The sequence below is a fragment of the Arthrobacter koreensis genome, assembly GCF_009193255.1.
Taxonomy (GTDB): Bacteria; Actinomycetota; Actinomycetes; order Actinomycetales; family Micrococcaceae; genus Arthrobacter_B; species Arthrobacter_B koreensis.
The window spans coordinates 295,924-320,956 of sequence record NZ_WACG01000002.1 but is presented as its reverse complement, the minus strand read 5'-3'; the positions used below and the strand labels follow the sequence as shown (position 1 = coordinate 320,956).

Here is a 25,033-nt window from a genome sequence, read left to right as displayed (position 1 = left end):
CCGCCGCAGTTCCCTGCCCCGCGGCATCCTGCCGGCACGCGGGTGGCTACCCCGTGAGGCGGATGCCGTAGTCGGCCGAAATGTCTTCAGCGGCACGCCTCAGCCGGGGCAACAGGATTTCCTCCAGTCCTGCGGCCCTGCCGTATGACTGGTGCAGGGAAACGTTGGCCGCGGCAACCACCCGTCCTCCGCGGTGGACCGGCACGGCAACTCCGCTGAGCCCTTCCTCGTATTCCTCACGGACAACTGACCAGCCGCGTTCACGCACCGTCCTGATTTCCGCCTGCAGGGCTTCCCTGGAGGGAACGGTGCTGGGCGTGAAGCGGCGGACGTCCGACCGGGCCAGCCGGTCCTGCAGGTCTGCTTCATCGAGCGAGGCCAGCAGCACCCGTCCCATGGACGTTGCCCAGGCCGGAAAGCGCGTTCCCACCTGGACGGCCACGCTGACCAGCCGCGGGGAGGTGACCCGGGCAACATACACCACGTGCACGTCGTCGAGGATGCACACTGACGCGGTTTCCTGAAGGTCCGCGGACAGCTGCTTCAGGTGCGGCTCCGCGATGGCGGGAAGCGTCAGGCTGGAAAGGAATGCCGAGCCGACGTTGAGCACGCGGGGTGCCAGCTGGAACCGGGCGCCGTCGGTGGACAGGTAACCCAGCTCCGTGAGGGTGAGCAGGAACCGCCTTGCGGCGGCGCGGCTCAGGTCGGCCTTGGCAGCCACCTCGCTGACGCTCTGCAGCGGCTCTTCCTCGGTGAATGCGCCCAGGACGGTAAACGTCTTCTCGACGGACTTCACATACCAGTCACCCTGCGGAGCGCCCACTGTGGTTTCCCCCTGACCTGTCCTCGTGCCGGGTCCTTCCCAACCGCCGATCCACCGATCCTAGCCCACTCCGGAACGCGGTCCGGCGGCGCACTGGCCGGCAAAGCCACAGGTCAGGACCGTGTCAGCCGTTCGCGAGGTACTGGGCCGCAAGCCGCACGGGAGCGTTGGGAGCGCCGTACCCCTCATAGGAAGGCCTGCGCTCCACCACCTCGAAGAAGACGTTGCCCACCGTGGAGGTATAGAAGTGCAGGAATTCGCCGTCCGCGTCCCGGTCGTAGAGAAGGTTCAAGTCCTTCAGCACCGTCAGGAACTCCGGGTCCAGTCCGAACCGCGCATCGAGGTCCTCGTAGTAATTGCCCGGTACCGGCAGGAACTGCAGGCCCCGGGCGACGGCGGTGCGCGCCAATGCCACGAGGTCGCTGCACGCAAACGCCACGTGCTGCGGATAACCGGAGCCGTCGAACACCATGGGCGCGATGTTCAGTGCCATCCGCACGGCGCCGTCGCTGCTGCGCATCACCTGGCTGCGGACCAGGCCCATGGGGCTGGGAACCTCGACGCTGGGACGCGGGGTGAGGCCAAGGGTGGATTCATAGAAGAGCACCGCTTCGTCAAAATGCTGCCAGGGCTGGGACAGGTTGACGTGGTCTACGGCGGTAATGGGACCTGCGGCCGGAACGGGAGCCCCGCTTCCGAATTCCCGAATCCATCCCGGGCCGCCTGATTCTGCCTCACACAGGAAGATCTCCGTCCCGTCCGGGGCGGCAACAGCCTGCAGGACTTCTTCGTTTGCCTGGCTGCGCCGGGGCACGGCCGTGGCTTTTAGCTGCAGGGCTCGGGAGGCTGCGGCGAGGGCGTCCGGTACGTCCAGGCCGATCGCCGAGATACCGGGCTCCAGTCCGCGTGCGTTCTGGCTGTTGATGATCACCCGCGCCCCGTTTTGGGTCCACAGCTCAACGGCCTTGCTGCGGTGGGTTCCCTGGCAGGTGAAGCCAAGCTGGTAGAGCAGCGTGCGAATGGTTTCGGGGTCGCCGGCTTTGACCTCGGCGAAGTTGAAACCGAGCGGTTCCCCGACTCCGGGCAGGGTGGAGAGTTCCATGGCGGTTTCGCCGGCGCCGGTTTCCTGCAGGTGGATGGAGGTCTGTTCGGCCAGGCGGATCAGTGAGCGCATGGCATCGACCGCAGTGCGTTCCTCGGCGGCCTGCCGGAAGACGTCGTTGAAGATTTCCAGTGATACCGGACCGTTATAGCCGCTGCGCACCAGATGCCCCATGAAGGTGACCAGGCCGAACGCGCCTTCACCGGGAAAGACCCGGTAGTGGCGGCTCCAGGACAGAACGTCCATGGACAACTCGGGAGCGTCAGCCAGCTGGACGAAGAAAATCTTCTCGGCGGGAATGTTTTCGATCGCCTCCGGATTCCAGCGGCGGGAGAGGATGTGGAAGCTGTCCAGGCAGGTGCCCACGTTGGGGTGGTCAGCAAGCTCCACGATGCGCCACGCATGTTCAAAGTCGCTGACGTAGCGGCCCCAGGCCAGCGCCTCATAGGCGAGCCGGACGCCGTACCGTGCGGCGGTTTCGCCCATCCGGCGAAGCTGGGCTGCGGCTACAGCGTCATCGTCAATGGTGGCGGTTGCTACGTTGGAGCACACCAGCATGGTGTCGATGCCCAGGCGGTTCATAAGCCGGAACTTGGCCTCGGCGCGCCGCAGGTTATCTGCCAGCACGTCCTCCTCGACTCCCTCGAAGTCACGGAACGGCTGGTAAAGGTCCAGTGTCAGGCCCAGTTCCTGCGCCAGGTCCCCGATCTGCTCCGGTGTGGAGGGGGAAACCACCAGGTCCTGCTCAAAGATTTCAACGCCGTCGAATCCAGCGGCGGCACAGGCACGGAGCTTGTCCTCCAGGGTTCCGGAGAGGCAGACCGTGGCAATCGACGTACGCATTGGGTAATCCCTTCCGGCTCAGAGGCCGTTGCTGACCATGTCCAGGAAGTGTGCCCGCATGCGGGCCGGGTCCGGGCGGATGCCGGTAATAAGTTCAAACGCGTCCACTGCCTGGCCCACCGCCATGTGTCCGCCGTCCAGCACGCGGCAGCCCAGCGATTCGGCAGTGTCGATGAGCTTGGTCCGCACGGGACGGTAGATGACATCGGCCACCCACAGTTCGCTGCGCAGGAGTGCGGGATCGACCGGCATGCCGGGATGGGAGTGCATGCCCACCGGGGTGGCCTGCACAAAGCCGTCCGCCGCGGCGAGTGCGCCCGCCAGGTCAGCGCTGGTTCCGGCGGCTACGTGCGCCTCCGGGAAGAGCGCGGAAAGCGCCTGGACGCGTTCCTGCACCCGGTCGAGGTCAAGGTCAATCAGGGTCAGCTGTCCAACGCCGGCCTTCAGGAGGGCGTAGGCGACAGCAGCTCCCGCGCCGCCGGCCCCGAGCTGGACTACCTTCTCCAGTGCCGCACCGGGCAGGCCCGCGGCGAGGGCCCGGCCAAAGCCGGAGTGGTCCGTGTTGTGGCCCATGAAACCCTCGTCCGTGACCAGCACGGTGTTGACGGCACCTAACCGGGCGGCGTCGTCGGACACCTGGTCCAGGTGCTCCATGACGAGCTGCTTGCACGGATGGGTGATGTTGAAGGCGTTAAAGCCAAGGTCGCGGCCATAGCGCAGCAGGTCACCTACCTCGGTCCCGCTGCGCCCGTTCACCGAAAGGTCCACAGGCCGGTACAGGTAGGAAAGTCCGTTTTCCCGGGCTTCCCGCTCATGCATTGGCGGTGTCAGGGATGCGGTGATCCCTTCGCCAATCAGGCCAACGAGCCAGGATTCGGTGGTGGTGCTCAAGTGGTTCTCCCTTCGGCGCCCGGGACGGGGCTAGGCCCACGGTACCGGCCTGTTCATAAAATGCACAACTGTGCGCATTTCGCACACATGTGTTGCATCTGACTATGGCGCGGGTTACATTGTGGTGTTCGCATGAAGCACTGCTGTGCGTTTACCGCACACCATCCCTTGGAGGCCCCACATGAGCGCTGCACCGACGCAGTCCGCCCAAGCCACCGCCAAGACCCCGAAGAAGGCCGCCGCGGCGAGCTTCATGGGCAGCGCGGTCGAGTACTACGACTTCTTTATATTCGGCACGGCCGCATCGCTGATCTTCCCCTATGTCTTCTTCCCGGATGCCGATGCCCAGGCGAGCATCATGTCCCTGGCGACCTTCGGCTTCGCCTACATCGCCCGCCCGGTTGGCGCAGTGATCCTGGGACACTTTGGAGACCGCGTCGGCCGACAGAAGATCCTTATGTTTACCCTCATCCTGATGGGTGCCTCCACCTTCCTGATCGGCTGCCTGCCGGACTTCAACACCATTGGCTGGTGGGCTCCCACCCTGCTGGTCCTCTGCCGTCTGGCACAGGGCCTCTCTGCAGCCGGCGAGCAGGCAGGCGCCAGCTCCATGACGCTGGAACACGCCCCCGACGGCCGCCGCGCCTTCTTCACGTCCTGGACCCTTACCGGAACCCAGGGCGGCCAGATCCTTGCAGCCATGGTCTTCATTCCGGTCATGGCCCTGCCGGATGACATCAAGTACGGAATCGGCTGGCGCATTCCGTTCTGGCTCAGCGCCGTCGTCGTTGTGGTTACCTACTTCATCCGCCGCACCCTCCACGAGACCCCGACCTTCCAGGAAGCCAAGGCGAACAACCAGATCGCCAAGCTGCCGGTGGGCGTACTGCTCAAGCACCACTGGCGTGACGTCCTGCGCGTCATCTGCTGCGCCTTCATCGCGGCTGTCTCGACCGTGTACGGCACCCTCGCCATCAAGTACGGCACCGAAGTAGGCAATGTCGACGCCGCCATCACCCTGTGGCTGGTAGTGGCTGGCAACATCGCCGCGCTGTTCACGCAGCCGCTGTTCGGCATGGCTGCCGACCGCTTCGGCCGGAAGCCGGTATTCATCTACGGCGCGCTCTCCAGCGCCGCCGTGATGCCGTTCTACCTGCTCTCCATGGAATCCGGTAACTCGCTCCTGCAGTTCACCCTCTCCGTGGTGGTCTTCGGCTGCGGCTATGCCGCTGCGAACGCCGTGTGGCCGTCCTTCTACGCGGAGATGTTCAGCGCCAAGGTCCGCTTCTCCGGACTGGCAATCGGCACCCAGCTGGGCTTCCTGATGGCCGGCTTCGCGCCGTCCATCGTTGCTGCCCTCGGTGGCCTGGAGCCGGGCGGCTGGGTAGTGATCAGCTGGTTCACAGCTGCCATTGCCGGCATTGCCGCGATCTCCGCGCTGACCGCCAAGGAGTCCTTCCGTATTCCGACGGCCGAACTTGGGCTGAAGAAGTAACATCTTCTGCACCAAAACGGCCGGTACCGCGCCTGTGCGCGGCACCGGCCGTTGCGCGTTAATGCGTCATTGGCCTGCGTCCAGCCGGCGCTGCCGGCGGGCCGACCACGCCAGGTAGCCGCCCAATACGCCCGTAGACGCCAGCCCGGCTCCCATGAGGGGCGCCTGCCAGCCGCGCCAGCGGTCGGCGTCGCCCAGTGTCAGCTCACCGACACCCCGGATGAAGGCTGCCGCGAAGATCGCCGCGACCATCCGGTTGCCCACCCGCTCCAGCCGTTCCACCAGGGGAACCAGGTCCCCGGCGCGCAGATGCACCTCCATTCCTTCAAAGTCCAGGGTGTTGATAAGCCGCTGCAGTTGTCCGGGCAGCTCGGTGCCGAGTTCCAGCAGCTCTCCCCCGGCCTTACCGAGCCGTTTGGCGTAGGCAGCCGGGTTCAGGTGCTGCACGGTCATCCGCCGGGCGTAGGGCGCGAGCGTCTTCCCCATGCTGAAGTCCGGGTCCAGAACCTCCCCCATGCCTTCGGTCATGATCAGCATCCGCAACAGCAGGGCAACCTCCCCGGGCAGCTGCAGGTGGTGGTTCCGGATGATCCCCAGGCCGTACGTAATGATCCGGCCCACCGGGGCATCGCCCAGGGTCCGGTTTGAGTACAGCTTGATCAGGCCGGCAAGGTCCATCCGGAGCTTGATCCGGTCCGGACGGGTCCGCGAGACCGTCATCCGCATCAGTGCGGTGGCCATCCGCTCAGGGTCCTTGCGGATGACGGCGACGAACAGGGCCGAAAGCTGGCCGCGGAGCTTGTCGTCGAGTTCTCCAACCATGCCGAAGTCAATGAGCCCGATCTGCGAGTTGGGCTGCACGAAGATGTTCCCCGGATGCGGATCAGCGTGGAAGAAGCCGTCCTCGAACACCATCTTCATTTCGGCATCCGCAGCCGTGACGGCGAGGGCCTTGCGGTCCAGTCCCGCGGCTTCCAGGGCCGTGGTGTCGGTGACCTTCATGCCGTAGAGCCGCTCCATGGTCAGCACCTTGGAGGTGGTGTGCTCCCAGTAGACGCGCGGAATGACCACCGCGGAGTCGTCTTCGAAGTTCAGCGCGAAACGATCCGCGTTGTGGCCCTCCTGCACATAATCCATTTCCTTGCGGAGGGTATCGGCGAACTCATCCATGAAGCCCTTGACGTCGTAGTCCCTGGCAGCTTCCCAATGCCGGCTGGCGTAACCGGCCAGGGACTGCAGGATGGACAGGTCCGCCTCCACCTCCGGGACAATGCCGGGACGCCGCACCTTCACCACCACGTTTGTGCCGTCCGCCAGCACCGCTGCATACGCCTGGCCAATGGAAGCGCTGGCAATCGGGGTGCTGTTGAATTCGCGAAACACCTCCAGGGGGTCCGCGCCGAGTTCCCGGCTGAGCGAGCCGCGCACGTCGTCCCAGGCAGCGGGGGTTGCCGAGTCCTGCAGTTTAGCCAGCTCATCCATGTAGGCCGGAGGCAAAAGGTCAGGCCGGGTGGAGAGCAGCTGGCCCAGCTTTACATAGGTGGGGCCGAGTTCTTCCAGCGCCCGGCGCAGGTATTCCGGGCTCGCCATCCGGGTGGAGTCGGCGCCGTCGGCCTCCCTGCGGCGAAACGGCAGCCAGGACTCAAGTCCCGCAACTGACACCAGGTATCCCAGTCCATTGCGGTACAGGATCTCGGCCATTTGGCGATAGCGGTCAAAACGGGTCTTCATTGCCTTCTCTCCGTCAGCCCTGCTGCGGCAGTCCGCTGCCCCGCGGGAGGGCCGCGCGGACGCCTGTTAGGGGAACCATAGTCCTTGGGCTGGGCACGGAACAGGTACGTACAGGGCAGGTCAGTGCCGGACGCCTGCATCGGGGAGCACCGTACGTGCTGAAGGTCCTGCCTAGCCGGTCACGCTCGGTTTGGGCGCCCGCCGCTCTCTGGCACCGCCTGACGCCCGCTCAGAGGCGGCCGCTGCTATTGATCCCGCAACGAACAGGGCGGCAATGCTGATGCAGCAAACCAGCAGGGGCACGGTCCAGCCCCCGGAAACGTCATGCAGGGTTCCCAGCGCAACGGGTCCGGCGGCAGCCACCAGATAGCCACCTCCCTGGACCATGGCGGAGAGCTGCCCCGCCTGCCGGCCAGAACCGCCAAGCCGAACCAGGATCAGGAAGATCACCGTGATCCCCGCTCCCTGCGCTATGCCGCCGAGCGTCACCCACAGGACCCATCCAGCCGGGGCGAGCAGCAGCCCCAGAGGCAGTGCGGCCCAGGCAGCAACCGTCAGCCAAAGCAGTGAGCGCGTGCGCAGCCGCCTGGCCAGCAGTGGAACGGCTAGGGCGCCCACGATGGCCGGCCCCTGGAACAGGGAGGCGCCGGCGCCTGCGGCGGCCGCGTCGAGTTCCAGCAGGTCCGCAAGCAGGGTGGGCAGCCACGTGGAGATGGCATAGAAAGAGAACGCCTGACCGCTGAACGCGATAAGCAGCAGCCACGCGACCGGACGGCGCCACACCGGCTCGGCCGGCGCAGCCGGAGCGGATGCCGCAGGTCCGGCTGCGTTTTCGGGTGCAGCGCTGTCCGCGGTCCGGCGCGCGGCCGCTCCCCTGGCTCCGCCCAGCAGGAAATCCCGCCAGCCCACCAGTCCGAGCCAGGCAAGGGCCGCGGCGACTGCCAGTACACACCACACCGCCATGGCAAGGCGCCAGCCGAAGGCATCCGCAAGCGGTGCGGTCAGGATGAGGGTGGTCATCGAGCCGATGTTCATGGCCGCCGTGTAGGTGCCGGTCACCAGGGGCACGCGCGCCGGTGGGAAGTCCCGCCGGATGATAACCGGAACCAGCACGTTGCCGACGGCGATCGAGGCGCCGATCAGGACCGTACCGGCCAGGGCAAGCTCCGTCCCTCCGGCTGAGCGCAGGAGCGTCCCGGCCAGGATGCCGGCCAGGCAGAACGCGATTGCCTGGTCCGGACCCCCGCGGCGGAGCAGCGGCAGTGCCAGGAAGGAGATGACGCCGAAGCAGGCGATCGGCAGCGCGGTCAGCAGGCCGGATGTTTGGACGGACATCCCCAGTTCGGACTGGAGCAGGTCCAGGATGGGCGACGGCGCTACGATCGGACCGCGGAAATTCAGCGCGATCAGGATGATGCCGGCCAGGGCGCCCCAGAAAACCATCCGGGCAGAGCGTCTGCGCCCGTTCCTTCCAGTGCCTGCGGGACTGTCGAGATGCATGCTGCAGCGTTTCCTTTGGGACTCGGGTTGAGCGGCAGCGGGCGCGGCAGCCTGACGCGATTCTCTCACCGGGAGGGCGGTTCAGCGGTGGAGGCACGCAGTACGCCGTGCCTAGAACTGCGGCTGCGCCTGCGGAGGAAATGCCGGAATGTGATGGGTGGGCAGCCGGTCCCGGTCATAGGTGACCGTCGTGTAGCCATGCGGAGCAGGACGGCCGTTTGCGTCCAGGTTGACGAAGACGATGCGTTCGATGGTCAGGATGCTCGAACGCGTGATCATGTTCCGCACCTCGGCCCGCATCGTCAGAGACGTCTTGCCGAATTTTGTGGCGCACAGCCCCATTTCAATGAGGTCGCCCTGCTGTGCGGAGCTGACGAAGTTGATTTCGGACATCAGCTTGGTGACCACCCTGCCGTTGCCCATCTGGAGGATCGCGTAGATGGTTGCTTCCTCATCGATCCACCGCAGCAGCGACCCGCCGAACAGTGTTCCGTTTGCATTCAGGTCTTCGGGCCTGACCCATTTGCGGGTATGAAAATTGATGTCGCCGGATTCCATGATTCTCAGGTTATCCCCGCGGATACGCCCTTCGATGACGGCTGTGAGGGTGCCCACCGGCCGCTGCGGGACTCGGCACAGTCCACCGCGGGTGGCCGAACGGGCGGGCTACGCCACTGCCCAGCCCTCGTCAGCGCGTGTTTCGCAGCGGTGTAGGCGGCGCCTCCAACCGAGCCCCGCAGCCCTGCCCGTGAGGCCAAATTCACTCTGGATCCGGCACCGCGGGAAAACATGACCGGGTCGCGCTTTCACGGAACAGCCTCCGGAACGGCTCTTAGGGTTGCGCCCCCGGTTCCTGCAGCACATCAGCGAGCTCATACTTCACCGGTTCCTCAAGCTGGCCAAAACCGCAGCTTTCCGGTTCGCGGTCCGGCCGCCAGCGGAGGAAACTTGGCGGATGCCGGAACCGTGGCCCCTCCATATGGTCATAGGCCACCTCAACCACACGTTCGGGTCGCAGTGGGGTGAAGGAGAGGTCCTTGCTGCCCGTCCATCGGCTCCCCTCGGAGCTGCGCGGAGTCCGTGTGCCGGGTTCCGGGTCCGCCGAACTCCAGGGATGGGATGGATCCCAGGTGACAAGGGCCTGGAGCTCGTCGAAGAGTTCGCTTCGTCTGGCCATGGGAAAGGCACCGATGACGCCGGCGTTGACGAGGTTTCCGGCATCGTCATACAGGCCCAGCAGAAGGGAACCGATCCGGTCATCGCCGCTCTTGTGCACCCGGTAGCCTGCCACCACGCAGTCCGCCGTGCGCCGGTGCTTGACCTTGGTCATGGCCCGCTTACCCGGCTCGTACCGTCCCTCCAGCGGCTTGGCGACCACACCGTCGAGCCCGGCCCCCTCGAAACGCCTGAACCATTCCCCGGCTATCCCGGCGTCCAGGGTCTGCCGGGTCACGTGCAGGCGGCCCCCGGCTGCACGCAGAACGCCGCCGAGCTGCTCGCGGCGCCTGCGGAAGGGCTCACCCGTGAGGTCGGTACCGCCTAGGGCCAGCAGGTCGAACGCCACAAACGACGCCGGGGTCTGCTCCGCCAGCAGCGAGACCCGGCTGCCGGCCGGGTGGATCCGCTGCTGCAGGGCATCGAAGTCCAGCCGGCTGCCGTCCCCGCTGACGAGGATGATTTCACCGTCCACCACGCACTGCTCCGGCAGGCCCTCAAGGAATGCCTCCGCAAGCTCGGGAAAGTACCGGTTCAGGCTCCTGCCGTTGCGGCTGAGGATCTGCACGTCCTTCCCGTCCCGGAACACCAGCGCCCGAAAGCCGTCCCATTTGGGCTCATAGGCGTATCCACCCTCGGGGATCCCGGCCGCAGGCTTGGCCAGCATGGGACTAATGGTCTTGGGCAGCGGCAGCTCCATGAGCAGGACCTTCCTGGTTGGCGGTGGCACCGGTTGGGGACTGCCACCACCGTAGGATGCTTTTATGAGTCTGAACAGCAGCGGAGGCAGGCAGCAAGCATCATCTCCCGGCCATTACGATCCTCCGCTGCTGCACCCCGTGCACCAGTTTGGCGGCAGGGAACTGGACTTCCGGTGCCGGGTGGCGCTGATGGCGATCATCAACCGGACCCCTGACTCGTTCTACGATGCCGGCCGGACCTTTGGCCGGGACGCGGCAATCGGCGCAGCGCTGAAAGCAGTGCACGACGGCGCGGACTGGGTGGATATTGGCGGGGTTCCGTTTGCGCCGGGGCCGGCTCTGGATCCTGCGGAAGAAGCGGCACGGATTGTTCCCGTCATCCGGGCAGTCCGCAGCGAATCGGACGCAATCATCTCAGCCGACACCTTCCACCCCGCCGTCGCGGAACAGGCCATCGAAGCCGGCGCCAACGTCATCAACGACACCACCGGACTGCACGATCCGCGGCTGGGCAGGGTGGCCGCGGAAGCAGGCGTGCACCTGGTGATCACCCACAGCCTGGCGGAACCGCGGACGGTCTACCCCCGCCCGCAGTACGGCGACGTGGTGCTGGAGGTGGCGCAGTTCCTGCGCCGCCGTGCGGACTACGCTCAGGAGCTGGGGGTGCCTCCGGAAAAGATCATTCTTGATCCCGGACATGACCTGAACAAGAACACCCTGCATTCCCTGGAGCTGACACGCCGGCTCGCCGAGATCGCGGAGGCCGGTTATCCCGTCCTGGCCGCTGTGTCCAACAAGGACTTCATAGGCGAGACGCTGGATGAGCCCAAGTCCGGCAGGGTTGAGGGGTCCCTGGCTGCCGCTGTTGCCAGCATTTTCAACGGTGCGCGGATCCTGCGCATGCATAATGTTGAAGCCGCCTCCCGGGCCATCCGCATGACGGAGGCGATCCTGGGCTGGCGCGAGCCGGTGCGGCTGCGGCACAACATGGGTAACGTGAACGAGCCTGCGCTGTGAGCGCGCCGGTGATCACCGCTGCGGGCTCCGAACGGGCCCTCGGCGACGCAGACCTCCTGGCAGCCTACGGGTGGGATCATCCTGCTCATTCCGGGCGCCCAGTGTTCAGGTTCAACTTCGTGGCCTCAGCGGACGGGGCAGTGACCTGGAACGGGCGCTCCGGGGAACTGGGAGACGACGCGGACCGCCGCCTGTTTGCCCTGCTGCGCTCCACTGCGCAGGTGATCCTGGTGGGCGCCGGGACAGTACGGTCCGAGGGATATGCCGGCGACCTCGTGAGCGCACAGACCCGGTCCTGGCGCACGGAACAGGGGCTCGCCGCACATCCGGGAGTCGCCGTCGTCTCCGCCGCACTGGACCTGGACCCCGGATCCGCCTTCTTCACCGAGGCTCCGGTGAAGCCGCTGGTACTCACCGCCGCGGCTGCGCCGCGCGGGCGGCTTGCCGCCCTGGAAAAGGTGGCCGACGTCGTGGTGGCCGGAGCGGACACGGTTGAACCCGCATTGGCGGCCCGGGCCCTGGCGCAGAGGGGCTGGCTGCGGGTCCTGTGCGAGGGAGGGCCCCGGCTCTTTGGATCGTTCCAGGCAGCGGGACTGGTCGACGAGCTCTGCCTGACGCTCTCCCCGGTGCTCGCTGCCGGTTCCTCCGGTCGGATCGGTGCAGGGACGCCGGGGGTTCAGCTTGCGAGGCTGCGGCTGCAGCACGTCCTGCGTGCCGGGGACACACTGCTGCTGCGTTACCTCACCCGCTGAGCCGCCGCGCGCGGATCACTCGCACGCCTAGAAGTTGATCATGTGGCCCGTCAGCCCGTGGAAGGCTTCCTGGAGGGCCTCGCTCAGCGTCGGATGGGTGTGCACGTTGCGGGCCAGCTCGGAAGCGGTCAGGTCCCACTTCTGCGCCAGTGTCAGCTCGGGCAGCAGCTCCGAAACGTCCGGACCAATGAGGTGCCCGCCCAGCAGCTCCCCGTAGGCGGAGTCGGCAATGAGCTTCACGAATCCCACCGGCTCCCCCAGTCCGTGGGCCTTGCCGTTTGCGGTGAACGGGAAGGTGCTCACCACTACCTCGTGCCCCTCGTCCCTGGCCTGGGCTTCGGTGAGTCCGAAGCTCGCCACCTGCGGCTGGCAGAACGTAGCCCGCGGCATCATGCGGTAGTCCCCCAGCGGCATGGTTTCTGCACCTGCGATCGTCTCGGCGGCCACCACGCCCTGGGCTTCGGCAACGTGGGCGAGCTGGAGCTTGGCCGTCACGTCCCCGATGGCGAACAGGTTGGGAACGCTGGTACGCATGTAGTCGTCAATCGCGATGGCGCCGCGTTCGGTTACCTCAACCCCGGTGCTCTCCAGGCCAAAGCCGTCCAGCCGCGGGGCGAAGCCCACGGACATCATCACGCGGTCGGCGTCGACAGACTGCGCGTTGCCGTCCTTATCGGTATAGGTGACCGTGACGGAGCTGCCGTTGTCCGTGACGGTCTCCACCTTCGCCGAGGTGTGGATCGGAATGCCCAGCTTCTTGTACTGCTTGGTGATCTCCTTCGACACGTCGGGATCTTCGTTGGGCAGCGCACGGTCCATAAACTCGATGATGCTCACGTCCACCCCGTAGCTGCGAAGGACGTAGCCGAACTCCATTCCGATGGCACCGGCGCCCGCGATGACCAGTTTCGCGGGCAGGTCCCGGCTGAGGATCTGGGTCTCATAGGTGACGACGTTCTCGCTGAGCTTCACGCCGGGGAGCAGCTTGACGGCGGCTCCGGTGGCAATGATGGCGTTCTCAAACGTGAGCTCTTCGGTCTTCCCGTCAGACAGCGTGACCTCCATGGTGTGGGCATCCTTGAAGACACCCCTGCCGTCGTATTCGGTGATCTTGTTCTTCTTCATGAGGAAGTGCACGCCCTTGACCCGCCCGTCGGCCACCTGCCGGCTGCGGTCGTACGCGGCACCGTAGTCGAAGCTCACGTCTCCGTGCATTCCGAACACGTCCGCCTGGCGGGTGAAAATCTGTGCCAGCTCTGCGTTGCGAAGCAGCGCCTTGGACGGGATGCAGCCCACGTTCAGGCAGACCCCGCCCCAGTACTTCTCCTCGACGATGGCAACGCTCAGACCGAGCTGCGCGGCGCGGATGGCGGCCACGTAGCCGCCGGGCCCGGCTCCCAGGACAACGACGTCGTAATGTGAACTCATGCTGGCTCCTCGATCGTGGACATAGGGCCTTGTGGAACAGTACCGGCTCAGATGTAGCCGCGGTAGCCCTGCCAGGCGCGGCGGCGTTCGGGAAAAGGATCGGACTCAATCCGGTCCTCGATATCGAAAACCCGGGTATGGCGGTTCTGTTCCTCGTACCGGGGCCAGTCTTCGCCAGGCAGGTGGCGGTGGGCGAGGTTCAGCAGCGACCCCTGGAACCGCGCCGATAGTTCCCGGAGCTCGTCCCGCCCGCCCAGGAGGGACAGGGCACGGAGGGTCCGCTCGTTGGTCTCGCCGAACATCACAGGCACGTCGAAAGCATGGGTCGCTCCAAAGCCCAGCAGGTTCATGAGCCTGGTTGCGTAGTCATAGCGGTAGATCCAGGTAGGGGCCACGCGGGAGTGGCCTTCGGCCACCAGCTGGCTGGGGTACCAGAAAACGAGGTCGCCGCTGATCTCCACGGACCGGTCCCGAGACGGATAGCCGGGATAGGCGGCAGTCACACGGTCCAGCGCGGCCGGGTCAGTGCCGGCGAACATTCGCTCCAGGCGGGCCGGCGTGGAGGGCAGGATGTTGTCCAGCTTGGCGAACAGTGCACCCTCCTGGGCCATGGTTCCCAGCACCAGGGGTTTGGGTGCCGACTCTCCGTCCAGGAAGGTGTCAATGGGATGGCGGGGAAGGAATTCGCCGTCGATCACCGGTGAAACGCTCAGGGATCCCGGCTGCTGGACCGGCCCGATCTTCATGGTCATTTTCTGGATCGCGGCCACCAGCTTGGCAGCCGGAATACTGGACAGCACACGGGCCGCGTCGGTTTCCTCGACCCGGAGGATCTCCAGGAGGTCCAGTGCCCACCGTTCGTGCATGTCCGGGTAGTACGCACCGGACGGCGCAGGGCTCTGTGCGAATGCCTTGTGGAACAGGGGCGCCGCGGAAGGAATACACATCAGGGCGGTGACGGAAATTCCGCCTGCGGACTCACCGAAGATGGTGACGTTCTCCGGGTCGCCTCCAAAGGATGCGATGTTCTCCCGTACCCACTTCAGTGCGGCCACCTGGTCCCTCAGGCCCAGGTTGGACTCGAACTGCCGCTCGGAGGTGGAAAAGGACGTGAAGTCCATGAAGCCCAGGGCGCCGATCCGGTAGTTCAGGCACACGTAGACCACCTCGCCCGTGCGCACCAGGTTGGCGCCCCGGTACGTCCGGACGGCGGAGGAGCCCGAGCTGAAAGCACCCCCGTAGAGATAGACCAGCACCGGAAGCCCGGCCAGGTCAGAGTCCAGGGGGGCGCTGACGTTGATGGTCAGGCAGTCCTCGCTCATCAGCGGCCGCCGGCGGGAACCGGTCAGGGCCAGCCCGCGGGACTGCGGCGGAATGGGGCCGAACTCGGACGCGTCCCGCATGCCGGTCCAGGAATCAGCCGGAGCCGGTGCCCGGAGCCTCAGTTCACCCAGGGGCGGTGCCGCATAGGGGATGCCCCGCCAGGTCCGCACGCCGTCTTCGACTACACCGCGTACCCAGCCATCCGCTGTTTCAACTTCGAGTGCCGATATGTCCAGGGACATCCCTCACCTGCTTCCACCGGGCGGCGGCCCCGAGAGCCTGGCCAGGCCGGGCAGGCGGGTCCGGTTCCACGCTAATCCACGATAGACCCGGCGGCGCGCGGTAGCCATAGCGCGGCCGCGTCAGCGTCCTTGGGAAGGCAGAGCGCGGAAACGGTTCCTAGCGGAGGGCCGGCTTCCGCCGGCGCAGGATGTAGCGGTGGACGGCAACTTCCTTCAGGCACAGGAGCACGACGGCGGCAAGGTTCAGGGCGACTTTTGCGGAGGTGTCCCAGTTCGTCAGGACACAGGTCATCCAGACCACCAGCAGGACGGTCACGTCCAGCTTGCGCAGAATGCCGGGGAACGCCTGCCGCTCCCGGGCACGCGGCTGGAGCATCGGTGCGCTCATCAGAGCCATAGCAACTTCTTTCCCCCGCAATGCGGCGGCACTTCCTGTCATCCAGGCAGTCCCGCCCTTAGAAGACTTCTATCACATCTGTCACAGAACTCACATACATTTCTCTGCGGGCGGGCTGGCCGGGTAATCCTAGGCCTCGCTGACGGACCCGTCCTCAACGCGCCACATGCGGTCCAGCCGGACGTTCTGGAGCATCCGGCGGTCGTGCGTGACCAGCAGCAGAGTGCCTGTGTAGGACTCAAGCGCCTCTTCGAGCTGCTCGATCGCCGGCAGGTCCAGATGGTTTGTCGGTTCGTCCAGGATCAGCAGGTTGACGCCGCGGGCCTGGAGCAGGGCCAATGCTGCGCGGGTCCGCTCGCCCGGGGACAACTCGCCCACCCGGGTGCCGGTCTGGTCCGCCTTGAGCCCGAACTTCGCCAGCAGGGTCCGCACCTCTCCGGCGTTCATTTCCGGCACGCAGGCCTCAAAGGCGGCAGCAAGGGGCTGGTCCGCGGCGAGCTGGGTGCGCAGCTGGTCGATCTCCCCGAGGGCTACTCCTGAGCCCAGTGAGGCTGAACCCTGATCGGGCTTCAGCGTCCCGCGGAGCAGTGCGAGCAGCGTGGACTTCCCGGCACCGTTCGGCCCGGTGATGCCTATCCGTTCCCCGGCGTTGACCTGCAGGGATACGGGTCCGAACCGAAAGTCCCCGCGCCGCAGTGCGGCCTCGTTCAGGATGGCCGCAACGGTGCCCGAGCGCGGTGCTGCCGCGATGGAGAACTGCAGCTGCCACTCCTTGCGCGGTTCCTCCACTTCCTCCAGCCGGGAGATCCTGGATTCCATCTGGCGCACCTTCTGGGCCTGCTTCTCGGAAGATTCCATGCTTGCCCGGCGGCGGATCTTGTCATTGTCCGGGGACTTGCGCATGGCGTTCCGGACGCCCTGCGAGCTCCACTCCCGGGTAGTGCGCGCCTTCGCCACCAAATCCGCCTTGCGGCCGGCATATTCATCGTAGGCTTCGCGGGCATGGCGGCGGGCCACCGCCCGTTCCTCCAGGAATGAGTCGTAACCGCCGTCGTATACGGCCACCTGGTTCTGTGCCAGGTCCAGTTCCACGATCCGGGTCACGCAGCGGGCGAGGAACTCACGGTCATGCGAAACCAGCACGACGCCGCCGCGGAGCCCGCGGACGAACTCCTCCAGTTTCGCCAGCCCGTCCAGGTCCAGGTCATTGGTCGGCTCGTCAAGCAGCACAATGTCGAAACGGCTCAGGAGCAGGGCAGCAAGCGCCACCCTCGCTGCCTGGCCGCCGGAGAGACCGGTCATGAGGGCTTCCGGACCCAGGTCCAGCCCCAGTTCCGCCAGGACCGCGGGGATACGCTCGTCGAGGTCCGCGGCTCCGGAAGCAAGCCAGGTATCCAGTGCGGCGGCGTAGTCCTCCTGTGCCTGCGTTGATTCAGTTCCGAGGGCCTCAGCTGCGGCTTCCATCGCCACCGTTGCGCCGGCCGCACCGGTGCGCCGTGCAATGTACTCCGCCACGCTCTCCCCCGGGATCCGCTCATGTTCCTGCGGCATCCAGCCAACGAAAGCGTCGCCCGGGTGGCGTTCAACGGTCCCTTCAAAGGGCGGAACCGCACCGGCAAGCAGGGCAAGCAGGGTGGACTTGCCGGCACCGTTCGCGCCGACGACGCCAATGACGTCTCCCGGGGCGACAGTGAGCGACAGTCCCGAAAACAGGACGCGGTGGGCGTAACCGCCGGAGAGGCTGCGGGCAACAAGGGTGGCGGTCATGCCTCCAATCCTATGCCGGACCGGCGGGCTTCCCGGCCCCGGCCAGCTAGCGGTACCCCCGGTATCCGTCCCACGCCTGGCGGCGGACTGTCCGCGGATCCAGTTCAATCCGGTCGTACCGGTCAAAGATCTTCGTCCGCCGTGATGTCCGGTCATAGCGCGGCCACATGGGGCCCGGGGCCCCGGTCCGGGCGAACCGCAGCAGTGCGGACTGGAACCGGTGGCCCACGTTCCTGGCCGTGCGGCGGTTTCCCATGCTCAGCAGCATCCGGCCGGTCCCGGCGTCGTAATTACCGAAAACGGCGGCGAGATCGAGGCCATGAGTTGCGCCCAGTCCTACCGCCCTTGCTGCCCGCGGTGCGTAATCGAACCGGTAGGACCAGGTGGGTGCGTGGGCAGCATGTGCCTGGGCCGCCTGGACGCTCGGATACCAGAACACTGCGTCACCGCCGAGTTCCACGGCCTGTTTTTTGTGCGGGTAGCCGCGGTAGGCAGCGATGACCCGGTCCCGTCTCTCCGGTTCGGTCTGGTCGAACATCCGCTCGATCCGGTCCCGTGAGGTGGGGAGGATGTTGTGCAGCCGGTCAAACAGCACGCCCTCGTTGTCCATTGTCCCGATCACCATCGGCACGCTGGAGGCACGTCCGTCACCGAATGCCTGCAGCGGGTGAAGGGGCAGGAAGGAGCCGTCCACGACCGGCGCGAGGCTCAGTGCACCCGGCCTGGACTCCGGTGCGATCCTGCTGCTTAGCTCTTCTGCTGCCCTGGTGAGCGTTGCGGCATCCAGTCCGGCCAGCGCTTTCGCGGCGCCGTCCTGCCCGGCGCCCAGTAGGCCGAGGTATTCATTCGCCCATTGGGATGCGAGGTCCGGCCCGTAGGCTGCGGCGGCCGCAGGGCTCTGAAGGAACGTCCGGTGGAACAGGCCGTCTGCTGCCGGCACACACATCAGTGTCAGGGCAGCCGTGGCGCCGGCCGATTCACCGAAGAGGGTTACGTTCCCGGGATCTCCCCCGAAGGCTGCGATGTTCCGCTGCACCCATTCCAGCGCTGCCACCTGGTCCGCGAGGCCCACGTTGACGTCAAACGTGCGCCCGGGCGTTGAACAGGCCCGAAAATCCAGGAACCCCAGGGCACCGAGCCGGTAGTTCATTGAAACGAACAGGACGTTCCCGGCCGCGGCCAGCCGCGCTCCGTCCACGAGCTCCATCGCCGCCGAGCCGGTGCTGAAGCCGCCGCCGTGGATAAACACCAGGACCGGAAGCGGCGCGTCTCCGGCTTCCGGAGGAGCCGTCACATTGATGGTCAGGCAGTCTTCGCTCATGGGGGTCTTCGCGTCTGCGCCGGGCAGCACCCTGCGCAGGGGCTGCGGAGCCCACGGCCCGTACCGGCCGGCGTCGAGCACCTCCTGCCAGGGGTCCGGCCGCTGCGGCAGCCGCAGCCTCAGGTCCCCCACCGGCGGCTGCGCGTACGGTATACCGCGCCAAACCCTGGCCGTTCCGGTGTTTCGGCCACGAACGGGCCCCTCGGCAGTGTGGACGGTCAGATCAGCTTCCGCGGTGGCAGTAGACATTGAGGTCCTTTCACCTGTGGGTACCCTCCTGGCGCGGGGGCACCGGGCACTTTCGGATACTAGTTCCCGCCCCCTGATCCAGACCATCCCCTTCAGCCGATCCCGGGCGGCAATCCGCCGCATCGGTTCGTGGTGACCCACAGGCCCGTTCAGCCAGCGGCAGAACAGCCGCGCACGTGAACCATCAGTATGCTTATGCTTGCTCCACCGAACCCGACGAGAGGAGCAACATGTCACGCGTGGCAATTATTGGCGGACACGGCAAGGTGGCACTGCAGCTGGCGAAGGACCTCGCAGCCAACGGACACCAGGTGTCCTCGCTGTTCCGGAACCCGGACCATGTGTCCGAGGTGGCGGCAACGGGGGCTGAACCGGTAGTCGCCGACGTCGAAAAGCTGGACACTCCCCAGCTCGCTGACCTGCTCAGCGGGCACGACGCCGTCGTGTGGTCTGCCGGAGCAGGCGGCGGTTCCCCCGAACGCACCTACGCGGTGGACCGCGACGCCGCCATCCGCTCCATGGAGGCGTCCGAACAGGCAGGCGTCCGGCGGTACGTCATGGTCTCCTACATGGGTGCCGGACCGGACCACGGTGTTGATCCGGACAACAGCTTCTATGCCTATGCGGAGGCGAAGGCAGCGGCAGACGAGCACCTGCGGCGCAGCGGACTGGACTGGACCATCCTCGGACCCAGCGCTTTGACGAATGAGCCGGGAACCGGACGCATCAGCACCGGCCCCGCCCAGGACGGAAGCGTAGCCCGCTCTGACGTGGCCGCAGTGGCTGCCGAAGTGCTGGAGCAGCCCGGAACCGTAGGCAAGTTCATTGAGTTCATCAACGGAGAGACACCGATCCGCGAAGCAGTGGCATCGCAGGCTTCCGCCTAGCCGCAGCACACCGGGCGGGGGCGGTTGTCCGGCAACCGCCCCCGGGTGTCCGGGCCCGGCCCCGCTAGGACTCCCTGCGCGCTCCGGCTCCGGGCTCGACGGCGAAGATGTCCGGTTCCGGGCAGCCGGCCCGGCCGAAGGCCCGCACTATCGCAGCACCCACCTGTCCGGCCTCCCGGGCATCCACCAGCGCGATCGCTGATCCGCCGAATCCGCCCCCGGTCATCCGTGCACCCGGGGCACCGGCGGCCATTGCTGTCTCCACGGCCAGGTCCAGTTCCGGAGAAGAGACCTCGAAATCGTCCCGGAGCGACTCATGGCTTGAGGCCAGCACCTGGCCGAGGTCACGGATGGGGCGTCCGGACTCGAGATGCGCGACGGCGGTCAGCACCCGCTCGTTCTCGCTCACCACGTGCCGGGCCCTCCGGTAGGCCGTCCGGTCAAGCCGCGGCGCCGCCAGGACCAGGTCCGGCAGCGCCACTTCCCGCAGCGACTGCACTCCCAGCGCCGCGGCGGCCCGCTCGCAGTCATCACGGCGCTCGGCATAGCCGCCCGAATCATGGGCGTGGCTGACTTTCGTATCGATAACGAGCAGCGTCATGCCTTCCCCGGAGAGGTCCAGCGGGACCAGCCGGCTTTCGCGCGACCGGCAGTCAAGGAACAGTCCGTGCCCGGCTTCGGAGAGCAGCGACGCCGACTGGTCCAGGATTCCCGTGGGGGCGCCGGCGAACTCGTTTTCCGCCTGCTGGCACAGGAGCACCAGGTCCCCGGGCGGGAGGTCCGCTCCGGAGAGCTCCCTCACGGCAAGGGCTGCTGCGCATTCCACGGCCGCGGAGGATGACAGGCCTGCTCCTACCGGGACGTCGGAGTCCAGGAGCATGTCCATTCCGGGGACGGCGGCACCGCGGAGTCCGAAGGCCCAGTGCACTCCGGCGAGGTAGCGGCTCCACCCGGTGAGCCGCCCGGGCGCCAGCTCGCTGACCTTGATTTCCGCTGCTTCGCTGCCCGGCGCTGTAGTGGCCAGGCGGAGCATTCCGTCGGTCCGCGGCGACACAGCAATCCGGGCCCGGCGGTTGATTGCCAGCGGCAGGACGAAGCCCTGGTTGTAGTCGGTGTGTTCGCCTATCAGGTTGACCCGGCCCGGAGCGGACCAGACGCCCTGCGGTTCGTATCCGTAGCGCCCGGCGAACAGGGCCCGGGTATTCATGCCGTTCCTCCGGTCCGGATGCCGAAGGGAGGCAGGACCCGGCGGAGCCGGGAAGCCGTTTCCTCGGGACTGACATCGGCGATGAAGGCACCCATCGCGGCCTCGGATCCGGCGAGGTACTTCAGCTTGTTCTCGGCCCGTCTGGGGGAAGTCACCTGCAGGTGCATCCGGTAGGAGTTTCGGCCGGCATGCTGGACGGGCGCCTGGTACCAGGCGGCAATGTACGGCGTCGGCGTTGGGTACAGGCCTTCGATTCGGCGCAGGACGTCCAGGTAGAGCCCGGAGAGCTCGTCCTGTTCTTCGTCCGTAAGTGAGGCAAGGTCCGGAACGTTCCGGTGCGGCACCACATGGACCTCCAGCGGCATCCTGGCCGCGTAGGGAACGTAGGCTGTCCACAGCTTTCCACGCGCCACTATCCGGCTGCCCTCGCGCAGCTCCCTTGCCAGCAGGTCAGCGAACAGCTCTCCGCCTGTCTCCTCCTTGTAGGCCTGAACCGACTCCAGCTGCCGCAGCGTCCGCGGGGTAGCAAACGGGTAGGCGTAGATTTGGCCGTGCGGATGGTGCAGGGTCACGCCGATTTCGGCACCCCGGTTCTCGAAGATAAACACCTGTGCTACGCCCGGGATGCGGGAGAGTTCGGCGGTGCGGTGCACCCAAGCCCGCATCACGGTACGCGCTCGTTCCAGGCTCAGACCCGCGAACGAAGCGTCGTGCTCGGCAGCGAATGCCACCACTTCGCAGCGTCCGGCCGCGGGGGCAGCCGCAGCGGAGTCATCGGGGCTGCCGCCGCTGCCCGGGCCGAACGCGGGAAACCGGTTCTCGAACACAGCGACGTCGTATCCGTGTGCCGGGATCTCGGTGGCACGCTCCGGACCCGAAGGGCACAGCGGGCACTCCGAAGCCGGCGGAAGGTGGGTGCGGGACTGCCGGTGTTCGGCATAGGACACCCACTCTCCCAGGAGCGTGTCATAGCGCATCAGCGGTGTCTGCGGGCGCGGAGACAGGATGCGGCTGTCAGCCGGTGCGGCACCGGGACGCTCCGTTCCCGCACCTTCGTCGAAGAAGTACAACAGCTCCCGGCCGTCGGCGAGATGCGTACGCAGGGGCCCGGCATCCGGTTCGGAGTAGATAGCAGGGACGCTCATTCACCCTCCGTTCGGCGGACGTACAGCAGCATGGGACGCTCCGGATTCAGGACGGGAAGCGGAACACCGGCTGCGCAGAGCCACGCACCGCCGGCCTGCAGTCCGGTTCCAAGCCAGGCGGGCGGGGTGCGCTGCAGGAAGGTTCCCGGTTCGTCAAGTATCACTGGATCCAGCCTATCGCGCTGTGCCGGGTCGAGCTCCGCCAGGTGATCAACGTCGTGCAGACGGCGCCGGCAGCCTAGCCTGCCGGATCCCTAGCCGGTGATCTTGTACTTCGCGCGGTCCGCCTCGTCCAGGACCACCTGCTCCTCGGGGGTCATCGCCGACCCGCCGCGGCTGACCGGCATCCACCAGGCGCCGTCAGGTGCTTTTTCGGGATAGGTGTTGATGCACTCGTCGATGCCGGCCTGGAGGATCTCCTGCAGCCGGGCCGTCTCTTCCGCCACCGGAGCGGACGGGTCGATCTTGAGTGGTTCGCCGATATGGATGCGGACTGGAGTCTTCCACACCGCCTTGAGGCTCAGTCCGTGCCCGCGGGTGAGCATCCGGTGCCCGCCCCAGACGGACACCGGCACAATCGGCACTCCGGCTTCCGCCGCCATGCGGACGGCTCCGGTCTTCAGCTGCCGGACGGTGAAGCTGCGGCTCACGCCGGCCTCCGGGAGTACCGCCAGGTAATCTCCGCGGTGCAGCTTCTCAACGGACTCGGTATAGGCTTCTGCACCGTTGGAACGGTCCACCACTACGTGTTCGCACCAGTCACAGACCGCCGCGACGAACTTTTTGCGTGCTGCTTTTTTGGTGACCAGGAACCGCATGTGGACCTTGAGCTGCCGCCACAGCAGGTATTCGGCGAAGACGAAGTCCAGGTAGCCAAAGTGCGTGATGGCGACGACGGCACCCTTGCCGGGCTCCACCCTGCGGTTCAGCCCGCGGATGACTTCATCTTGTGGCAGGTGCTCGAGTCCGGTGGGAATGACCTTCACCCGGAACAGCTTCACTGCTGCAACTCCGGCAAAGACGATCGAACGGTAAACGTACTTATTGGGCCGGCGTTTCGGGGGCACAGTCGACTCCTTGGCTGGGAACGGGACAGCAATGGCAGTTTATCCCCTGGCGTACGCCGCCCTGAAAATGCAGCATCCCCGTCCTGGCACCGCTCTGATCCTGCCTCCGCAGGCTGTAATGGCGTTCACGGAGGTTCCCGCGGCACCCGCTCTGGCTATCGTTGAGTATGGCCCTTCCGGATGGCGAGGTTCCCAAAGCGTCCGACGGCGCCGGCTTCGGCACTGCCGCCCCACCGGCAGCCGAACTGGACGCCCGCCTGGGATCCATCGACTGGTCCGTCCCGCCCCAGGGGGCAGTCCAGCTCAGCCTCAAGGCTCCCAGCGGCATGCTGGCGGCCGCAGCGATGGGAGAACCCGGCCGCACACCGGTGTTGCTGGTGCCCGGTGTCATGGGGTCCAAGGAGGATTTTTCGCTGCTCATGCCGCTGCTGGCGGGACAGGGCTATTACGTCCAGGCCTATGACCTTGCCGGACAGTATGAGTCGGCCGCTGCCGGCCCAGAGAATCTTTCCCCTCCGCGCCGGCACTATGACTATGACCTGTATGTCGAGGACCTGCTTGCCGTCCTGGACCAGCTGGGCGAACCGGCACACGTCCTGGGCTACTCATTTGCCGGCGTCATCGCCGAGCTGGCACTGCTGCGCCGTCCGGAAAGCTTCCGGACGCTCACGCTCATGAGCGCACCCCCTGAACCGGGCCTGGCCTTCCGCTCCGTGAGCATCCTTGGGCCGCTCTCCCCCCTGGTCTCCGGTCCGGTCAGCGCGGACCTCATTGTCTGGGGAGTCAAGCGCAATTTCGTCCGTGTGCCGCCCTCCCGGATGGACTTTGTGCGCCGTCGGTTCCGGTACACGCGCCGGCAGTCGATCCGGGACATCATCACGCTGATGCGCAACGTCCCGGACGTCCGCCGGCAGCTCGCTGCCCAGCCGCTGCCGAAGCTCGTAGCCGTGGGGGAACACGACGTGTGGCCCAACCGTGTGCATGCGGCGTTTGCCCGGGCCATCAGGGGGAGGCTGGCCGTCTACCGCGGAGGTCACAGTCCCTGCGAGACAGCACCCAATCAGCTGGCCCGTGACCTGCTCGCACTCTACGGAGATGCAGGCCCTCCGGCCGGTCCGTAGGCTCCACCTGGCTGTTGTCCCAGCTGCCATTGCCGCCGGAGCCTTCGCCGCTGCAGGGGGCCCTGCTGCCGAAAATCCGCCGAGAACGTGGCCCAGGCCATGGAAAGCCTCCTTCCCAGTCCGGACCAGGTTTCGAGTGGGCGGGCAGAGACACCGACCCGGAGCGACTCAACCCACAGGACGTTCATATCCGGTGCAACCTGCCAGCTGAGGTCCAGGTCGTCATGGATGCGGGAGCTGGAGCGGTGCACGCCCTCGCGCAGGCGCTTCCAGAGCGAGGCAGGAAGCGCAAAGTTGGAACCGAAGATCGGCGGGTGTCCCATCAGCAGGTTCATCGACCAGCGGTAACCGGCTATGTACAGGTTTTCGGCGATCCAGCGGGTAAGCCGGTTCCCGCCATAGAAGCTTCCCGGTCCGGTGACCACCGTGAGCGGTCCCGCGGTTTCCGACAGTGCTTCGATCCGCTCCAGCCAGTCCGGCGGAGGCACGGAGTCTGCATCGAGCCTGGCCAGCAGCTCGCAGTTCGCGGCATCGAATCCGCGGGCCGTAGCCGCTGCGACCCCCGGCAGTGCTTCAGCGACGCGGCGGACCCCGGCCGCATCGCAGACTGCGGCGGTCTCATCGGTGGACTCGTTGTCCACCACCAGAACCTCATCAGCTCGGCGGGTCTGCTGTCCCAGGGCAGCCAGGCACCCGCGGAGGAAGGCGGCGTCGTTCCGTGCGGGTATCACTACTGAAATAGTTGCCATGTCCCCTGCTCTCCGGCCTATGCCATCCTCCCACCGGGCATCCGACGGTGAAAGGCAAAG

General features: G+C 66.5%; 22 protein-coding genes. 5 read left to right on the top strand and 17 right to left on the bottom strand.

Features of this window, described 5'->3' with window-relative positions:
* Positions 1 to 46: 46 nt before the first annotated feature.
* From GD628_RS08445 to GD628_RS08435, 3 genes are all read right to left on the bottom strand, one after another.
* The gene (locus GD628_RS08445) at positions 47 to 823 is read right to left on the bottom strand and encodes an IclR family transcriptional regulator domain-containing protein (RefSeq protein WP_091605105.1); all 777 of its coding nucleotides are present in this window, start codon (positions 821 to 823) and stop codon (positions 47 to 49) included.
* A 124-nt stretch (positions 824 to 947) separates the two neighbouring features.
* The gene (locus GD628_RS08440) at positions 948 to 2,768 is read right to left on the bottom strand and encodes a bifunctional sugar phosphate isomerase/epimerase/4-hydroxyphenylpyruvate dioxygenase family protein (protein WP_152274418.1); all 1,821 of its coding nucleotides are present in this window, start codon (positions 2,766 to 2,768) and stop codon (positions 948 to 950) included.
* Positions 2,769 to 2,786: 18 nt separating this feature from the next.
* The gene (locus tag GD628_RS08435; protein ID WP_152274417.1) at positions 2,787 to 3,659 is read right to left on the bottom strand and encodes a shikimate dehydrogenase; all 873 of its coding nucleotides are present in this window, start codon (positions 3,657 to 3,659) and stop codon (positions 2,787 to 2,789) included.
* 181 nt (positions 3,660 to 3,840) lie between these two features.
* Here GD628_RS08435 and GD628_RS08430 point away from each other — a divergent pair, with 181 nt between their 5' ends.
* Entirely contained in the window at positions 3,841 to 5,154 is a 1,314-nt protein-coding gene (locus GD628_RS08430) for an MFS transporter (protein WP_152274416.1), read from the top strand.
* Positions 5,155 to 5,220: 66 nt separating this feature from the next.
* Here the strand turns inward: GD628_RS08430 and GD628_RS08425 are convergent, their stop codons facing one another.
* From GD628_RS08425 to GD628_RS08410, 4 genes are all read right to left on the bottom strand, one after another.
* A complete protein-coding gene (locus GD628_RS08425) occupies positions 5,221 to 6,885 on the bottom strand; it encodes an ABC1 kinase family protein (RefSeq protein WP_091605115.1) in 1,665 nt (554 codons plus the stop codon).
* Positions 6,886 to 7,056: 171 nt separating this feature from the next.
* On the bottom strand, positions 7,057 to 8,385 hold the full coding sequence (locus GD628_RS08420) for an MFS transporter (RefSeq protein WP_152274415.1): 1,329 nt from the start codon (positions 8,383 to 8,385) through the stop codon (positions 7,057 to 7,059).
* Between the two features lie 111 nt (positions 8,386 to 8,496).
* A complete protein-coding gene (locus GD628_RS08415) occupies positions 8,497 to 8,943 on the bottom strand; it encodes an acyl-CoA thioesterase (protein ID WP_091605121.1) in 447 nt (148 codons plus the stop codon).
* A gap of 274 nt (positions 8,944 to 9,217) precedes the next feature.
* Complete coding sequence (locus tag GD628_RS08410; RefSeq protein ID WP_152274414.1) at positions 9,218 to 10,300, bottom strand: ATP-dependent DNA ligase; 1,083 nt, start codon at positions 10,298 to 10,300, stop codon at positions 9,218 to 9,220.
* 64 nt (positions 10,301 to 10,364) lie between these two features.
* On the opposite strand from GD628_RS08410, the gene folP reads away from it, so the two are divergent.
* Entirely contained in the window at positions 10,365 to 11,318 is a 954-nt protein-coding gene (gene folP / locus GD628_RS08405; protein ID WP_152274413.1) for a dihydropteroate synthase, read from the top strand.
* Positions 11,315 to 12,070 (top strand): pyrimidine reductase family protein, encoded by a 756-nt coding sequence (locus GD628_RS08400; RefSeq protein ID WP_152274412.1) that lies wholly within the window; start codon positions 11,315 to 11,317, stop codon positions 12,068 to 12,070. Before folP ends, GD628_RS08400 begins: the two co-directional genes overlap by 4 nt.
* Before the next feature lie 27 nt (positions 12,071 to 12,097).
* On the opposite strand, the gene lpdA is transcribed toward GD628_RS08400, so the two are convergent.
* From lpdA to GD628_RS08375, 5 genes are all read right to left on the bottom strand, one after another.
* Positions 12,098 to 13,498 carry a dihydrolipoyl dehydrogenase gene (gene lpdA / locus GD628_RS08395; RefSeq protein WP_152274411.1) on the bottom strand — a complete coding sequence of 467 codons (1,401 nt, stop codon included), beginning with the start codon at positions 13,496 to 13,498 and terminating at the stop codon, positions 12,098 to 12,100.
* A 47-nt stretch (positions 13,499 to 13,545) separates the two neighbouring features.
* The gene (locus GD628_RS08390; protein WP_152274410.1) at positions 13,546 to 15,063 is read right to left on the bottom strand and encodes a carboxylesterase/lipase family protein; all 1,518 of its coding nucleotides are present in this window, start codon (positions 15,061 to 15,063) and stop codon (positions 13,546 to 13,548) included.
* A 157-nt stretch (positions 15,064 to 15,220) separates the two neighbouring features.
* Positions 15,221 to 15,460, bottom strand: coding sequence for a hypothetical protein (locus GD628_RS08385; RefSeq protein WP_152274409.1), 240 nt, complete (start codon positions 15,458 to 15,460; stop codon positions 15,221 to 15,223).
* A gap of 129 nt (positions 15,461 to 15,589) precedes the next feature.
* Positions 15,590 to 17,227, bottom strand: a complete 1,638-nt coding sequence (abc-f, locus tag GD628_RS08380; RefSeq protein ID WP_152274408.1) for a ribosomal protection-like ABC-F family protein — start codon at positions 17,225 to 17,227, stop codon at positions 15,590 to 15,592.
* Between the two features lie 46 nt (positions 17,228 to 17,273).
* Positions 17,274 to 18,797 (bottom strand): carboxylesterase/lipase family protein, encoded by a 1,524-nt coding sequence (locus GD628_RS08375; protein WP_152274407.1) that lies wholly within the window; start codon positions 18,795 to 18,797, stop codon positions 17,274 to 17,276.
* Positions 18,798 to 19,027: 230 nt separating this feature from the next.
* On the opposite strand from GD628_RS08375, the gene GD628_RS08370 reads away from it, so the two are divergent.
* Entirely contained in the window at positions 19,028 to 19,684 is a 657-nt protein-coding gene (locus GD628_RS08370; RefSeq protein ID WP_152274406.1) for an SDR family oxidoreductase, read from the top strand.
* 64 nt (positions 19,685 to 19,748) lie between these two features.
* On the opposite strand, the gene galK is transcribed toward GD628_RS08370, so the two are convergent.
* The 4 genes from galK to GD628_RS08355 all read right to left on the bottom strand — a co-directional run bounded on the left by galK (position 19,749) and on the right by GD628_RS08355 (position 23,103).
* Positions 19,749 to 20,891, bottom strand: coding sequence for a galactokinase (gene galK, locus GD628_RS08365; RefSeq protein WP_152274405.1), 1,143 nt, complete (start codon positions 20,889 to 20,891; stop codon positions 19,749 to 19,751).
* Positions 20,888 to 22,036, bottom strand: a complete 1,149-nt coding sequence (gene galT / locus GD628_RS08360; protein WP_152274404.1) for a galactose-1-phosphate uridylyltransferase — start codon at positions 22,034 to 22,036, stop codon at positions 20,888 to 20,890. Before galT ends, galK begins: the two co-directional genes overlap by 4 nt.
* A complete protein-coding gene (locus tag GD628_RS16475; protein ID WP_176697585.1) occupies positions 22,033 to 22,200 on the bottom strand; it encodes a hypothetical protein in 168 nt (55 codons plus the stop codon). The genes galT and GD628_RS16475 overlap by 4 nt, the downstream gene beginning before the upstream one ends.
* A gap of 90 nt (positions 22,201 to 22,290) precedes the next feature.
* Positions 22,291 to 23,103 carry a lysophospholipid acyltransferase family protein gene (locus tag GD628_RS08355; protein ID WP_152274403.1) on the bottom strand — a complete coding sequence of 271 codons (813 nt, stop codon included), beginning with the start codon at positions 23,101 to 23,103 and terminating at the stop codon, positions 22,291 to 22,293.
* Between the two features lie 167 nt (positions 23,104 to 23,270).
* Between GD628_RS08355 and GD628_RS08350 the strand changes: the two genes are divergently transcribed.
* The gene (locus GD628_RS08350; protein ID WP_091605155.1) at positions 23,271 to 24,224 is read left to right on the top strand and encodes an alpha/beta fold hydrolase; all 954 of its coding nucleotides are present in this window, start codon (positions 23,271 to 23,273) and stop codon (positions 24,222 to 24,224) included.
* On the opposite strand, the gene GD628_RS08345 is transcribed toward GD628_RS08350, so the two are convergent.
* Positions 24,191 to 24,973: a glycosyltransferase family 2 protein gene (locus GD628_RS08345; protein ID WP_152274402.1), complete on the bottom strand. Its 783-nt coding sequence runs from the start codon at positions 24,971 to 24,973 to the stop codon at positions 24,191 to 24,193. The genes GD628_RS08350 and GD628_RS08345 overlap by 34 nt on opposite strands.
* Positions 24,974 to 25,033: the final 60 nt, after the last annotated feature.